The organism is Mesorhizobium sp., assembly GCF_004962245.1.
Taxonomy (GTDB): Bacteria; Pseudomonadota; Alphaproteobacteria; order Rhizobiales; family Rhizobiaceae; genus Mesorhizobium.
The window spans coordinates 104,519-118,765 of record NZ_SUHQ01000025.1 but is presented as its reverse complement, the minus strand read 5'-3'; the positions used below and the strand labels follow the sequence as shown (position 1 = coordinate 118,765).

Here is a 14,247-nt window from a genome sequence, read left to right as displayed (position 1 = left end):
TGCCCATGAAGGCATCAAGGCGGCCGTCACCAAGGTGCTGTGCGCGACATGGCAGAGCTGCCGCGTCCACTTCATGAGGAACGTGCTGGCGTGTGCCGGCAAGAGCGGGCGCCGCGTCGTCTCCGCTTTCATCGCCACCGCCTTCGCCCAGGAAACGCCCGAGGCCGCAAGCACGCAATGGCGCGCCGTCGCCGACCAGATCCGGCCGAAGGTGCCGAAGCTGGCGACAATCATGGACGACGCCGAGCCCGACGTGCTTGCCTACATGACTTTCCCTAAGGAGCACCGCGCCAAGCTGCACTCGACCAACCCGATCGAACGCCTCAACGGCGAGATCAAGCGGCGCACCGAGGTCATCGGCATCTTCCCAAATGATGACGCCATCGTCCGCCTGGTTGGCGCGATCTTGCTCGAACAGAACGACGAATGGGCCGTGCAGCGCGCCAGATACATGACGCTGGAAACCATCGGCCAAATGAGCGATGATCCTCTCATCAGCCTGCCAGCCGTGGCACGCTGATCAGCCCGGCCCTTGCCGGAGAGCACGGCGACCAATGCCGTTACCTACACCACGCCATGGGGCACGATCAAAACAGGCTCGGCCGGCGCGATATGAGGAATGTCGTCCAGCCGTTTGTGACAGCGCTCTCCACCGATGCCACGCAATCAAATGAGCGCGTGTATCATGACGGCTAGGCGTGCGAGAAACGTCCTCAGGCATTGCCCTACGAAGGAGCCGATATTAGCGCCGAGATTTCAAGGCTGGTCAGGGACGATTGAGAGTTTTGAGCACCGGCAGCACGAAGGCGGCAATCGCAGCGTCATGCCTTCGGAACCATCGGTAGCTGCTCAATACGTTCTGTTGTGCTCCTGCCTGTATATGTGTTGCGTAATTCCCCTGAATGGCAACGGATTACCTGCGTCTGGTTATTCATTCTTCACCACTCACCCGCCCTTGATGATCTTTCGAAGCCGGGCGGGATCGGACAAAATCGCGAGGTCCTTCAACGGATTGCCGTAGACGGCGATGAGATCTGCGTGAGCGCCAGGCGCGATGGTGCCGATGAGGCCTTCCATGTTGAGCACGCGGGCAGCATCCACCGTCGCGGATCGGATCACGTCCCGAGGCTTGAGAACGCGGCCGCGCAGAAGAAATTCCTCTGATTGGTGCCCCTGCATCTGGCCAAGCAGATCGGAGCCGTAGCCCATGGTCACGCCAGCGCTTTGAAGCATTTCGAGCGCCGACAAGCCGGCATCGAGAACGAAGCTCACCTTTTCAAGGGATTCGGCGGACATGCCGTATCTGGCTCCGTCCCGAGCGACGACAGCAAAGGTGATGTTCGTCGGGACGACGAACGCGCCTGCCTCGCGAACCCGGTTGGCGGTTGTCGCTTTGATGAGGTTTCCATGCTCGATTCGGATGGTCGACGTTTCATCCCAGATTTACTTTCGCGCCTCACGCCGGCACTCGCGCACATAGTCCGCCGGGTTATGTCGCCAAGCGCCGAGCGGATTTGCGGCAAGGGGAAGTCCGGGCACTCCTCGCACCCTCGTCCTCGCGCAACACCGCACGTAACAGAAACGATAGCACGCATTCTCACAAGTAACGACGGCTGTTCGGCAGTGGGCTTCGTCGCGAGCGAGGACGAGAGTGTCGGGTCTACAACCAAATGTCGGAGGTCGGACCCAAATGTCGGAGGTCGGACACGCAAGGCCCTTACCACGTAGGTGATTGAAAGCTTTATTGACGAGGCGCTCCAATGGCCGGCCGCAATGCGGGAGATATTGTTAGAGGCGTCTCGAATGACTTCTCCGCGGACCCGAAGGGCGTCTCAGGCATCCTTTGGCACGATTAGTGCAACGGATGATCCGCAAACGTTGCACCGATACAATGTGAGGGGAGCGTCACCCAGATTTTTGTGTTGACCGTCCACTCACTCTTCACCCAGTGGCTGCCGCGCAGGCGCTTGCGGACGCCGGTCAGCCCGATAGCTCATCGATCCAGATCAGCGGAGAACAATACACAGAATGGGAACGAGATCAGCATGAACTCGAATTTTAGTCGTTTGGCCCAAGCCACCGCTATGAACTTGCTCTGGACGTCGGCGAACGAAGGCATGTGGATGCCGGCCCAGATTACGGAACTTGGCGCGGCCATGCGCGCGAATGGACTCCAGCTTGATCCCGCGCAGCTCAGCCGTCTAGACACTGCCCCGCTCAACGCGATCGTATCACTGGGCGGATGTTCAGCTTCCTTCGTCAGTCCGCAAGGACTGGTTGCGACCAACCGTCACTGCGTGCTGGAATCGATCCAGTACAACAGCAAGGAGAGTCAAGACTATCTCACCAAGGGATTTCTAGCGAAAAGCCTTGGTGAAGAATTACCCGCGGTGCCCGGCAGCCGCATCTATGTGATCGAGGATATCCGTGATGTGACCGCCGACATGCTCAAGGGCGTATCGGACAAGCTGAACGGCTTTGCGCGCTATGAGCGGCTCGACAGGAACCGGAAGGCGCTGATCGCCGCATGTGAAGAACAGCCCAATCGCCGCTGCGACGTGGAGTCCTATTATGGCGGCGCCTCCTACTATCTCCAGCAGAAGCTCGAAATTCAGGACGTGCGCCTCGTCTATGCGCCCGCGCTCGGCATCGGTAACTTCGGCGGCGAAACGGACAATTGGACGTGGCCGCGCCACACAGGCGACTTCGGTTTTTACCGCGCTTATGTCGCTCCTGATGGTTCCTCCCGGCCTTATGCGCGCGACAACGTGCCCTACCGGCCGAAGAGCTGGCTGCGCATTGCCTCTAAAGGCGTGCAAGACGGCGATTTCGTCATGGTCGTCGGCTTTCCCGGAAAAACCAATCGGTTCCGCACGGCGGATGAAGTACGGTTCAATTTCGCGCGGTACGAACCGCTGTTGCAGCATTTGCTGTCGGATTATGCGGCCCAGATAAACCAAACCACGGCAGGCAATCGAGAAGCGCAGATCCGCTACGCCTCCATCCTGCAAGGCGTGGAAAACTACAAGAAGAAGTTGGCGGGCGATCTCGCCGGGGCCAATGCGATCGGGCTCGACGTGCGCAAGGCTATCGAGGAGAAAGCTTATCACGACTGGGTCGCCGATGATCCCGCGCGGCAGGCGCGCTATGGCGCAGCGATCGGCGAACTGGGCGCCATGGTGGACGAGAATAGCCAGGCCTCGCTCGAGGGGCTGCGCCAGGCGCTGCTGAACCGCGCGCAAATGCTCTCATCCGCGCGCACTCTGTATCGCTGGGCCAAGGAGCACGAGAAGCTCGATGAAGACCGCGAACGCGGCTTTCAGGATCGTGACCGTAACCAGACCGTGGATCAACTGACGCAGATCGAACGCGGTTACCTGCCCGACATCGATCGCAAGCTATTTGAGGCCGCGCTCGATGAATATCGCCGGCTAGACGCAAAGGACCGCGATACTGCGTTCGAAACGGCTCTGGACCAAATCGGCCTTGACCGACTTTATGCAGAAACCAAACTCGCCGACACGGCCACGCGGCTCGGCTGGCTCGACAAGCCGGCTGCTGCCTTCGAGGCGTCGGACGATCCTTTCATCAAGCTGGCGGTCGCGCTCTATCCCGGCGACATAGCTGCGGAGCGCGCGGCGAAGGACCGCGCTGGCCGAGCGCAGGCGGCGCGCGCGACTTATATGCAGGGCCTGCGCGCCTACTGGCAGGCGATTGGCCGGCCGGTGTATCCCGACGCGAATGGATCGCTGCGCATCACCTGGGGCAAGGTGTCGGGGCGAACACGCGACGGGCAGATCTGGACGCCATTCACCACGGCTGAGGGACTTCTGGCCAAGCACACTGGCAAGGGCGAGTTTGATGCGCCGGCCGCCGCCGTCGCTGCGATCCGGGCCAAGAATTATGGCCCCTATGTCGCGCCGGAGCTGGGCACTTTGCCGGTCGACTTCATGTCCACGGTCGACATTACCAATGGCAATAGCGGCTCGGCCACGCTGAATGGGCGCGGCGAGTTCGTCGGTCTCGCCTTTGATGGCACGCTCGATGGAGTGATCTCCGATTGGGCATATGCCGCAGACCGCAGTCGAAGCATCCATGTCGACAGTCGCTTCATGCTTTGGACCATGGACAAGATTGACGGCGCTGCCTGGTTGCTCAAGGAGATGGGAGTGCTGCCGGCGTCGCGTTCATGAGCGGGGTAGTCTGGCGGTAGGCGGCCTGTCGGCGTCATACCTCCACAAATCCCCCTTGGAATTTTAGACAAATCCCGTGCGGAAGCGCCGCCTCAGCCGGTCTTGCAGCGCCTGCCGGTCGGCGACGAGGTCGTCGCAGCGACCCGGCGCCGCTGCCCGGCCATCAATTGTCCAATCGGCGCCCACGTGCCAACACAAACACGCCGCAGTCATAAGCATTCGGCTGTCGGGTCATGGGGGCTGCCTCGAAGGTGCCGTTCAGCACCCTTGCGAGCTGGTTTGCAGGCTCGTCGTTGTGGCCCTGTCCGGGAGGAGTCGTGGTGATAGGCGACCCGCTCCGGGTTGCGGCCATCAACGAGCAGCAGCGAGCAATGGGTGCTGTCGCTGGTACGATTGCCATTGCTCACTGGCACGAATAGGAAGTCGGCTGGGCCGACAGCTCGATTATAGATGACCTGCAATGTCTCTTGCGCGTTCTGCGACCCTGCGTAACGCATTTGCTCCACCTCGCGACCCAAGTTCCATGTGCCAGTCTGCCCTTTATGCGACTTTTCGAGCACAGACCGGGAACATCTGGCGCCCAAGGCCAGTTTAGCGCTGGAAAAGCCAATGTGCGGGAGTTCAGAAATGGCCGCTCCGGGGCCGACTGCGGTCCGTCCGGTTTCGGCCCCGGTTGATGGAAAGCTGCCCATAACCAACCGACGCCCTTTCGGCCGCTCGTACTCAAATACCGAAACCACGATAGCGGTCATTGCCCGTAATAATGTCAATTCGCTTCGCTACGCATGCGCAGCGATTTCGGGCTCAACTCCGAAGCGCCAAATCGCGGCGGAACCGATCGCTGTGGAGATTATGCCTGGGGCGCGACACCTTCGGGACGGGCGCTTTCCGCCCCTTCCTCGGCCGCGGCCGTTGCCTGCGCCCGTGCAGCGCGCTCCACCATCTCGCGCGTAACGACTTTGCTATGATCCCGCTCACGGTAGAGACGCGCATACGCGGAGTCGTCGACATCGCCCGGGCCATAGTCATGGTAGTCGAGATGACGCCAACCCCGTTCCGTGAGGTCCATGCCGTATTCTACGCCGACAAATCCGCTCAAGGGCACGATATAAGTCTTTACGAAGGGAACGTCCTCGTATGTCCGCTTGATGAACTGGGCGCCGGGCGTGTTTTCGATAAACCATGGTTGCCGGCCGAATCCGCCAAACTGCAGTTGGATGATGTGGCCCAGCGTTTTCAATGCCGATAGAGCGTCCTCCCGCATTGTGGAGTAGGTCGCGGGGTTAAAGTGGACCGAGCGGTTGCGCAGCGTCGCAAGCTCCATGAAAGCTATCCCAACATCAGGCAAGAGCACGCCCCAGTCTTCCAGCACGCGCACGGCGAACCGCCAGTCATCGAAAGACTCGCTGCGATAAACACGGCGGTAGTACGGCGACGCTTTGTAGTGATCCCGAAGGTCCAGGATGAGGTGGTTCAGGATGCGCTCGCCGAGGGCGCACGCAGCGACCAAGGCTGGGAAGTAGAGCCCTGATACAAAGGCGCGGCGCGCCTGTTCATGCATCAGGTTATGATAACTGACGATGGAGAACGCCTTTGCGCCAAGGTCCTTAGTGTCCTGGATCACTTGCGCATGGCGGCGTTCGCCGTACTCGGCTTTAAGCCTCTCAATCGCATTGTTGCGGTTCTCGATATGGAGCACCTTCACTTTCTCCTCCCAGTGCTCGCTCGGATCGTCGAGACTCATCGGGGTGGAGTCGAAATCATAGGCAAACGGGTGATATCGCCGCCGCCCACGGTCTCGCACAGATACGTGCCCCTCATGGTCGTAGAGGCCGCGCGGCAGGTCGGCGACCGTGATGAACCCTTCTGATACAGCGCTCTCCGCGTGGCCGTTGCTCTCGGTCTCAGCGGCTTCCCGGCGCTTGGGCGCCACGTGCTCAGGTTTCATATCTTCGACAGCAGTCGGCTCTTGATCGGCCATGGTCCGTCAGCTTGCCGTCGCGGGTGCGGCCGTTCGGCGGCGCATCCTCACCTTCAGCGCATCCGGATGGAAATTGCCCATAAGATGGCCGCATCCTGTTGTACGGAAGGGCGAAGGCTTGTTCTTGCCCCCGACCGCCTCGAGCTTTTCGTATAACCCTTCGCTGACGGTTAGCATACGTGGATCGGCCCAGATAAAGAGATTATCGTCAACGATCTTCCTCATTCTGAAGATCCATGAACTCGGCGCGCCGGACGCCGAACCACAATGTGCGCTTGCCATATAGACCGTCCGCGAGGCTGTCGAACGTGATAATCTTGAAATCGTCGCGCTCTTCGGCGTCAATACGGCTGCGCCGCAGTTCGCTCTCCGCGTATTCGGCGCGGCGGCCGAACACCAACACGAATTTCGGGTAGGTTGGGTTGCGTTGCATCGTCACCGGCACGCTGATCGTGCTCAGCTGATTGAAGAAGGCCTGCGGGTTACCTTCATCGAAAGTCAGCCTCCAACTGCTGATCTGCTGCGTGCACGAAATCCGGGTGGTACTCGTGGCCGCCGTCCATATAGAAGCGCGAGGTCGGCCTTACCCGCGAGCCCCTCGGATATTCGGATTTGATCACCGAGCATTGGCTATGGATTTGACCAGCGCTGCTGAACCGGCAGCGATGGTGCCACTCTGGCCCGCGATCGCAATGTTGAGCTGCCGCACTGGGCGTTCATCGACCGTATCGTGAAGACTTATCTTTCCGTCGCCTTGTCCTGCTCCCACGGCAACGTCTGACGCGATCGGGAGCCACATCTCGACCGTCGGATCGTTAAGATCGGTGCGATTGGGCGCGGTTAGTTTCACGACTGGCCGGCTGCCGACGATGAAGCTTTTCTTCGGCTGGACGATGCGCAGTATGGCGATGCCACGTCGCTCAAGCACGCGCATCACCTCTGCACTCGGTTGTCCGATTGTCTGAACTCGAACGTTGCGTACTGTTCGAGCCTTGGCATCGGCCGTCGCCAGCGCTTCGATTTCGTCAAGTCGATGGGGTGCGGCTTGGCGGAGCTCGTCGAGTGTATCCTCAACCATTCGCAGTGCTTCAGCATCGGAAACGTTGGCTCGTTGGGTCTCAGGACTGCGTCGCCACTGGGTTAGAAAGAATATGTACCAGAGGCGCTTTTGCTCGGATGTAAGGACGGGAAGCCGGCCCTCCCGTGCCGGCACCAGAATGGATTGCACGACTCCAACAGCCTCGCTCTCAAGAACTGAAAGAGCGTGCTCCATTGCCGGATCCTTGGCCCCGATTTCAGAAAGCGTGCTGTACAGATGATTCTGATGGAACAGTTCAAGAGGCCTTGCGCGGCGGACCGTGACGGGTCGTTCGCGGAGGCGGCACCAGTGCAGCCAGCCATCCGAGTCTGTGAAGCCGTTCAGGATCATCTGCGGCACGTAGTGATGGCGCTTGGGAACTGACATCGGTCCGATCGTCTAGGTGCTAGTTGTGATGCACGGCGGTGCCATCAACAGATCGCCGTCGATACGACGTGGATCGAGAAACTCAGGTCGGCGGATGAGGATCTTAAGCAGGCTACGCAATGCATCGAGCGCCAGGTCCTTCGCCGCCAAATCCCGTTCTGCATGTGCGTCGGCAGCGCCAATTCGTCGCCGAGTGCCATGGACAATGGCTGATCGGGTCGAATAGACCACCGCGATCGCGTCACTCATGGCTTTCGCACCAGCTTGACCTCCCTCGATACCTGCCAACGCGGCTGCGCGCATCCGGAGCTTCCACGAGATCGCCTGCCCGTCTCCGTCGCCAAGTAAAACCTCAAGAGCGATTGTGGCGTCGAGAATTGCGTCGGCGAGGTCACTGCGCGTCATTGCCGTGTTCAGGCGACGGGTGGCCAAGGCAAGCCTTTCGCCTGTTGAACTTTCTAATGCTTCAAGAAGGCATGCGACCTTGCGCATCTGCGCCTTGCTGACGAGGGGTAGGTCCGCACGGTTCCAACCAAAATCGTCGAACACCTCGGGATAGCGGCGTGCGCCAACGGCATAAACATTGGGCAGCCCATAATTGTGCCGGTGACGCCAGCCCCTCGCAAGCCGGATTTCCTGCGCATATCCAGTCTCGATCCCGGTCTCGAGCCGGAGCGCAGCGAATAGCGCATCGATGCGCTCGCGTGCTTCCGAGCTGAAGTTCGATAGTGTCTGGCTAAGCTCGATCCAATTGCCGTTCGGAACGTCCCATCCGGTAAGCACGAAAGCATGGGTCGCGGCCGCGAGCACTTGGTCATGACCGTTAGCGCCGTAGGCCTTCATCTCCCATCGCGCTCGTTGAAAATCTGGCGACATTCGCATGATATAGGCAGAGGGTCCGAGGCGCACCCGGTCGAAGTCGAACCGGACGAGTGCGATCGGCGCGAGCACCGCAAGCTTCAGGCGCGAGTCAAACAATCCTTTGAAAAGCGGCTTCAGAACAACAGCGCGGGTCGCGTCCGTCGCGGGGGCCGCGCCGAAGCGAAGAAAATGAACATCCGCAGCCCGCGCGACTAGAAGGTCGATAGCGACCCTTGCTAACGGATTTTCCGCGTCGGATCCCGTCGGGGGAATGCGGGCGATTTCGGGGTATTCAAGGGCGAACGCTGCCAGCCTCGCCACTGCAGGGAAACGAATGGGTGGGAACTTGCCTAACTGACGCGCCTCAGGGTCGTTGTAGGGAGGTTCGAGCAGTGAAGCATATTCTAGCGGACCCACCCCCGTCCAAGCGCCATCGCCCAACGATGCCATGCCGTTGTTATGCAGCGAGAAGGTCGGATATCTGCTCACCTTGGATGGTTTGCCGCCACCCTCAAGCTTGGAAAGAATGGCAGATACGACTTCATCATACGCTTCGGCCAGCAGCTTGCCTAGGCGCCTCTGTAGCGCGCTCTCCTGGGCGGCTTCCTCATCCATCAAGTTTCCCCTAGTCGAGCAGTGACATTCCGAGTTGGTTTGTTGGAAACTAACATGCAACCAGCCCGAGGCTTAAGACTGCTGCCCGTTTTTCGTTCTTCGAGTGTGGTCGCCTCATCCGTATGCGGGGAAATAGTCAGCAAAAATCGACCGCCATTCGTCGATCGCCAGCTTCGCATATCCCTGGTTCGAGTAGTTTTCCGCAGTACGGGCCCGCCGATACGCCTGGTCGAGAGCGGCGATCATCCTGTCGGCCTCGGACTTAGCGAGATAGGAAGCGACGTCGTCGCTGTAGCCGGCGGGATCGGCAATCTTGGTCCAGACCTTGTCCCTCATTTTGTCGAATACCCATCGAGCGCCGCTCGGATAGTCGGTGATAGTGACGTCCTTCAGAACATGGCGCACTAGGACCTCCAGATGAAAGGAGCGGAAGAGATTTCCCTTCTCGCGGTTCCAGCACTTCAGCATCTTGATCAGTGGCACGAGTGAGCCGTGGTGAGCTTTGTTGGACGCGGACCACAAGTCGACGTGCTTCTTCGGATCCGTGGGAATCCATCTCTTCAGGTGCGAGTCGGGAATAAGAAACCCACCGCCAGTTCGATAAAAGCCCGGAACGACATCGACCTTGAAATCCGTGAAGGTGATGGTCACCGCTTGGCCGTCGGGCTTTATTTTCGGTGTCTTCGGATACCTCTTCTTGAGTGTCGTCATCACGGATGACAGCAGTGCATGCTGGCTTTGGTCCGTGTAGTATTTCGGATCGAGCACGATGAAGACGTCGATGTCTGCCGTAGTGAGGGGTGCGATCATCGTGTTTCGGCGATAGGATCCGGTCAGAAAGGATTCGAGAACTTCGAAATCTTCGGCGACCGTGTCCCGCACGTTCTGCTGACGGCTGGACGTAGTGCTTTCCTGAAGACTTGTGATTTCAAGGTTTGTTCTGAATTGGCGAAAGCCCTCCGATATAGTTGTGACCATGTTTGCCTCAGATTCCGAGACGACCGCGAATCTGATCCCATTCCTTCGTCAGGCGCGCGTTGTGCTTATGAAACAGCCTAGATGAGAGAAGGATCGCGGCCGTAGATTTGGTCGTCTCATAGAACGAGAAAAAGTCGATCGCCTGCGATTGAGCTGCGGGTCGCGAGAAGGCCTGCTTTCCTGTGAACAGTCGAGTTAGATTATCGAAAACCTGCTCGCTGCGGATACGGAGCCATTCCATCCGGAGCCACCGGGCGATGATATCCTCACTGAAGACCGCCTGAGCCGCGACAGCAAGCACTTCGAGATTCGTGGAGCGATTCAAGACGGCGACGAAGTAGATGACGAGGTAACCTGCGGTCTTCGTTCGCTGTCCGACGAGCATCTTTCGAACAATCTCGCGCGTGAAGAACGTGCTTTCCATGACCGACGCCGCGAGGCGCTTCAACGGGTTTGTCTGGTCATTATTGTAGTAGCCGACTGTCTCTTCATGCGTCAGCGTCACGCCGTAACTGTTCGACAGCAATTCCTGCCGGCGTTTGTCTTCGGCACGAGGAAAGAGATAGAGCTTCTGGACCTGTCCCTGGAAAAAGAACAGCAGCACGCAAACGATGAAGACGATCTGCACGATATCGTAGACAATCGGATAGGCCACCTTGTCGGCGAAAAGCGCCGCAATCGAGAGGATCGAAACCACCCAGAACAGTCCAGATCCGACAGCTTCGGCCCGCTCGAGGGGCTTGTAGTAGTTGCCACCTACCGTATCTACCCTGGGCATCGATAGCTCCCTTTCCTCAACCTACTTGATCACAGCGTAGAATGGCTCGCTAAAACCAACGAGCCGATCATCGCTTCTACGGATGATGAATGCTTCCGCCATGTGGACGCCGCGATATTCGAGCGCTTCCCAGCGACGATCACCGTCGGTAGGCTTCTCGAAGCCGCCCCGCCCTTTCTTGAGGGCCATCGCCACTGCCCCGGTATTGGTGATGCGCCACCGTACGTAGCAGTCAGCCGGCACCGTCTGGAACTTGTTGACACGGACGTCGAACCAGAGACCACCCCGCGGGGGTAACGCCTCGCCTGAATTGATCGGATGTCCCTTGCCGGAATACTGGGACGCGCGATATTCGGCGAAGACTTGGACATTCCGGGAAACCTGCTCGGCGGGCTGCCAACGCGGGGCCTGGAGGTGGGATGGCGTCCGGAACCACAATGGGAGGATGCTGATACCAAAGTCAATTACGTTGTCGACTAGGCTATCAAGGTGGGCTGCCCCTTCCATGAGAAGCGCACTGGCCTGCTGCATCGCAGAAGCCTCCGCCTTCTTTACGTTCTCTCCCTTCGCAAAATCGTCGCCGAAGACCTTGCGCCATTTCTCGATGCTGTCGGAGCGGGTCTCGGCATCGATCGCTTCATCGATCCACTTCCGGTACTTGTTCACGAAGTTTCGGAAGTTCGCGTACTGGGTGTCGTTCCACAGGTCGGCAAAATCCTCGGTGGGGAGCGAAGGGTTGTTGACCCCCGGCTTGTCCGGCCGTGCCTGCAGCCAGTCGTCGAGCCTACCCATGATTGTCTGCAACGCGGTTGGCGTGTCCGCGAACCCGTCCGAATCCTTGTCGAACCACTCGATCCGGTGACCGACGAGTGTCGTTAGAAGAACCGACTGGCAACTGAAACGCTTCTTGATGTCCCTGATGTATTTGATGAGCCGGGTCGCCTTGCGAAACGAGTTATTACCTGAGTACCCGTTCTTCTCGCGCATCCATCGAGTGTATTCGATGGGCTGGGATTCGTCGAACTTATCATTGCGCTTGTCGCAGACTTCGAGCGTTCCTCGGTACTCGCGGTCCATCACCAGCGGAGCGATATCAATCTTACAATCGTCCGCATAGGTGATCGTGACGCAGTAATCATAAACGACTGTCTTGTCGGCATATCGTCCGCTCTCAAGGAAAACGCGCCCGAGGTCCTTCACGTATTGAGCGGCACTCCAGCCATCGACCGGCCGAACCCTGACGAGCAGATCGGCGTCGAATTCTCCGCCATCCACCGGGCGGATGATAGTGTCGTGCGCCCAAGAGCCCTGCTCGATGAAGGTGGAGATTGTCGGTTCCCAGTCGGATGCTCGAAGAAAGCTATTAATCGTCTCCGCTCGGTCCTCAAGCAGTGTAATACGGGTTTGATTGAGATTGACGGTATCGGATAGAAAGTTTTTGAAGTCATTTACAAGTTTCACACTGCCCCCTCTTGATATGTGCTAGTCCCCAATGGCTGTCGAAACGCTCACGTTCCCGACGGACTCTCATTGGCGGAAGGAGAGGTACGGAAAGCCAAGGAAACAGCCGCTCGGGTTTGCGAACACGAACGAGATAATCTGCTTTACACGACCGAGAGTGAAAATAAGAATTTCTCACACGGGGACGAATGCTTTTGGATAGATTGCGAGAAACCGATGCGTAGCACGCGTGCGGTGACCAAGCCGAACACGTATTATGGCGTCCATGGTAATGTGGTCGAGCAGTACAAGATCCAGGGTGTTTGGTTCTGCCATGCGTGGAGAGAAAATGGCTGCGCATGATACGGTACGCATTGTCGCGCACGACGAAGAATGGGCCGCGCGTTGTGCCGGCGAGGCGGAGGCGATCCGCGCTGTCATTGCACCGGCGCGGGCATTTATTGATCATGTAGGATCTACGGCGATCCGCGGTCTTATGGGCAAGCCGTGTATCGACCTCCTGGTCTCCCTTCTCGACTGGTCAGAAGCACAACAAGTCGCCGCAACGCTGAAAACAGCGGGCTATGTCGAGGAGGAGAGTTGCGATAACCCACCGCGCATTTTTCTTGTGAAACCCGATCCCGTCACGCCCTTTCACCTTCACCTAGTTCCCAACGGCAACTCTTGGGGACAGGACATGATTGTATTTCGCGACGAGTTGTCCGGCGATCCAGACCTAGCGAGCCGCTATGCCGCTCTCAAGCAACGCCTTGCGCAGGCGTATCCGACCGACGCCAAGGCCTACACTCGAGGTAAGTCTAGCTTTGTCGCCGAGGTTCTGCGTCATGCAGCGGCGGCGTTTAGCAATGACCGCCTGCTGACCCCATCAGCGTGCGGAGCTGAACCGTGCGCAGGCATCAGAACCTGGCACTTGCCGCCCAATTTGGTGTTGCGGCCATCGCCGCAATCTCAGTCTATTCCAGTGACAACGCCACCCTTCTCAACTTCGCGCTCATCGGCTTCGGGCTTGCCGGCTTTTGGCTCTTGCTGGGCCGCAGGCAGCGGAAGCACCGCTCGGCTGGCGACCAAGCGCGCCGGGCGGTGCTCTTGGCGAGCGGTCTCAATGCACGATTCTCGGCAGAGCAGCGGCTTAGAATCTTTGACGGCTTCACCGCACCCATCGAAAACAAGCCAATGGTGCGCGAGGAAAGCTACTTTGCGAGCCGCGCAGAGCCGAGTTATTTCCGCCTGGCCGAGTTGATTGAAGAATCAGCATATTGGACGCGCGACTTGCAGCGCGCGAGTGCCCAAGCGATGCGCCTCGTGCTGGTTGCGGTTGCGCTTCTGATGGGCTTCACGCTCTGGCATGCTATGTCTTCGATGTCCACCGACGCACAGGTCTCACTTGCGCGCGTGCTGGTGGCGGCACTAGTTTTTCTGCTTTCGTCCGATACAGTCGGCACGATGATCGCACACAAGAACGCCGCCGACGCTATCGATGATGTCCTCCAACGCGTCGAAAGTGCGGCCGCACGTGGCTACACAGAGCCGGACCTGCTGCTACTCCTGTCGGACTACAATGCGGTCGTCGAAGGCGCACCAGTCGCTTTGCCGGGTATATATCAACTCCGTCGCGGCAAACTCACCCGCAGATGGCGCGCTTATCTGGAGAATAAGCGACTAACGGAGCTGAGCTGAAGCGTCTCGGCGATCAACTCAGCCCTGCAGCTCACTAGCGTGCGGAAAGCGCGAGTGTCGGCTGCTACCGGAAGCTACCTTCGCTTCACGACGTGAGATGAGGTGCGACCAAAACCTCCAGCATGTTTAATCCCGATGTCTGCTCCCGGACACAGGCTAAGTTTCCCTCTACGGCCGAGATCAGGCGCAAAGCGGTCATGCCTGGATCCATCAGCAATAGTTCGAGCGACGGAGACAT

Annotated in this window: 12 protein-coding genes and 1 pseudogene; 4 read left to right on the top strand and 9 right to left on the bottom strand. The window is 58.8% G+C overall.

The annotated features are described in order from the left end of the window. Positions 1-520 (top strand): transposase (locus E5X88_RS24395; RefSeq protein ID WP_292165812.1); only part of this gene is annotated, 520 nt, incomplete at its 5' end. Positions 521-945: 425 nt separating this feature from the next. Here the strand turns inward: E5X88_RS24395 and E5X88_RS24390 are convergent. Beyond that, positions 946-1,398 (bottom strand): amidohydrolase family protein, encoded by a 453-nt coding sequence (locus E5X88_RS24390; RefSeq protein WP_240992880.1) that lies wholly within the window; start codon positions 1,396-1,398, stop codon positions 946-948. A 647-nt stretch (positions 1,399-2,045) separates the two neighbouring features. On the opposite strand from E5X88_RS24390, the gene E5X88_RS24385 reads away from it, so the two are divergent. Further along, entirely contained in the window at positions 2,046-4,193 is a 2,148-nt protein-coding gene (locus tag E5X88_RS24385) for a S46 family peptidase (protein WP_095517097.1), read from the top strand. Positions 4,194-5,043: 850 nt separating this feature from the next. Here E5X88_RS24385 and E5X88_RS24380 read toward each other — a convergent pair. The 8 genes from E5X88_RS24380 to E5X88_RS24345 all read right to left on the bottom strand — a co-directional run bounded on the left by E5X88_RS24380 (position 5,044) and on the right by E5X88_RS24345 (position 12,332). Further along, positions 5,044-6,174, bottom strand: a complete 1,131-nt coding sequence (locus E5X88_RS24380; RefSeq protein WP_051695625.1) for a hypothetical protein — start codon at positions 6,172-6,174, stop codon at positions 5,044-5,046. Between the two features lie 6 nt (positions 6,175-6,180). After that, complete coding sequence (locus tag E5X88_RS24375) at positions 6,181-6,399, bottom strand: hypothetical protein (protein ID WP_095517096.1); 219 nt, start codon at positions 6,397-6,399, stop codon at positions 6,181-6,183. Continuing rightward, the gene (locus E5X88_RS24370) at positions 6,383-6,619 is read right to left on the bottom strand and encodes a hypothetical protein (RefSeq protein WP_287331243.1); all 237 of its coding nucleotides are present in this window, start codon (positions 6,617-6,619) and stop codon (positions 6,383-6,385) included. The genes E5X88_RS24375 and E5X88_RS24370 overlap by 17 nt, the downstream gene beginning before the upstream one ends. Positions 6,620-6,790: 171 nt before the next feature. Continuing rightward, positions 6,791-7,639, bottom strand: coding sequence for a DUF4238 domain-containing protein (locus E5X88_RS24365; RefSeq protein WP_287121747.1), 849 nt, complete (start codon positions 7,637-7,639; stop codon positions 6,791-6,793). A 12-nt stretch (positions 7,640-7,651) separates the two neighbouring features. After that, a complete protein-coding gene (locus E5X88_RS24360; RefSeq protein WP_127240887.1) occupies positions 7,652-9,115 on the bottom strand; it encodes a HEPN domain-containing protein in 1,464 nt (487 codons plus the stop codon). A gap of 114 nt (positions 9,116-9,229) precedes the next feature. Further along, positions 9,230-10,093, bottom strand: a complete 864-nt coding sequence (locus E5X88_RS24355; RefSeq protein WP_029356723.1) for a CBASS oligonucleotide cyclase — start codon at positions 10,091-10,093, stop codon at positions 9,230-9,232. A gap of 7 nt (positions 10,094-10,100) precedes the next feature. Continuing rightward, positions 10,101-10,871, bottom strand: coding sequence for a hypothetical protein (locus E5X88_RS24350; RefSeq protein WP_029356721.1), 771 nt, complete (start codon positions 10,869-10,871; stop codon positions 10,101-10,103). A gap of 21 nt (positions 10,872-10,892) precedes the next feature. Continuing rightward, complete coding sequence (locus E5X88_RS24345) at positions 10,893-12,332, bottom strand: cyclic GMP-AMP synthase DncV-like nucleotidyltransferase (RefSeq protein WP_095517093.1); 1,440 nt, start codon at positions 12,330-12,332, stop codon at positions 10,893-10,895. A 256-nt stretch (positions 12,333-12,588) separates the two neighbouring features. Between E5X88_RS24345 and E5X88_RS33690 the strand changes: the two are divergent. Beyond that, positions 12,589-13,143 (top strand): annotated as a pseudogene (locus E5X88_RS33690) (GrpB family protein); the annotation flags it as partial. Between the two features lie 74 nt (positions 13,144-13,217). After that, entirely contained in the window at positions 13,218-14,009 is a 792-nt protein-coding gene (locus tag E5X88_RS24340; RefSeq protein WP_029356716.1) for a hypothetical protein, read from the top strand. Positions 14,010-14,247: the final 238 nt, after the last annotated feature.

Coding starts and splice junctions, on each gene's coding strand:
- E5X88_RS24385 (WP_095517097.1), top strand. CDS start 2,046: ATGAACTCGAATTTTAGTCGTTTGGCCCAAGCCACCGCTATGAACTTG.
- E5X88_RS24380 (WP_051695625.1), bottom strand. CDS start 6,174: ATGGCCGATCAAGAGCCGACTGCTGTCGAAGATATGAAACCTGAGCAC.
- E5X88_RS24375 (WP_095517096.1), bottom strand. CDS start 6,399: ATGAGGAAGATCGTTGACGATAATCTCTTTATCTGGGCCGATCCACGT.
- E5X88_RS24365 (WP_287121747.1), bottom strand. CDS start 7,639: ATGTCAGTTCCCAAGCGCCATCACTACGTGCCGCAGATGATCCTGAAC.
- E5X88_RS24360 (WP_127240887.1), bottom strand. CDS start 9,115: ATGGATGAGGAAGCCGCCCAGGAGAGCGCGCTACAGAGGCGCCTAGGC.
- E5X88_RS24355 (WP_029356723.1), bottom strand. CDS start 10,093: ATGGTCACAACTATATCGGAGGGCTTTCGCCAATTCAGAACAAACCTT.
- E5X88_RS24350 (WP_029356721.1), bottom strand. CDS start 10,871: ATGCCCAGGGTAGATACGGTAGGTGGCAACTACTACAAGCCCCTCGAG.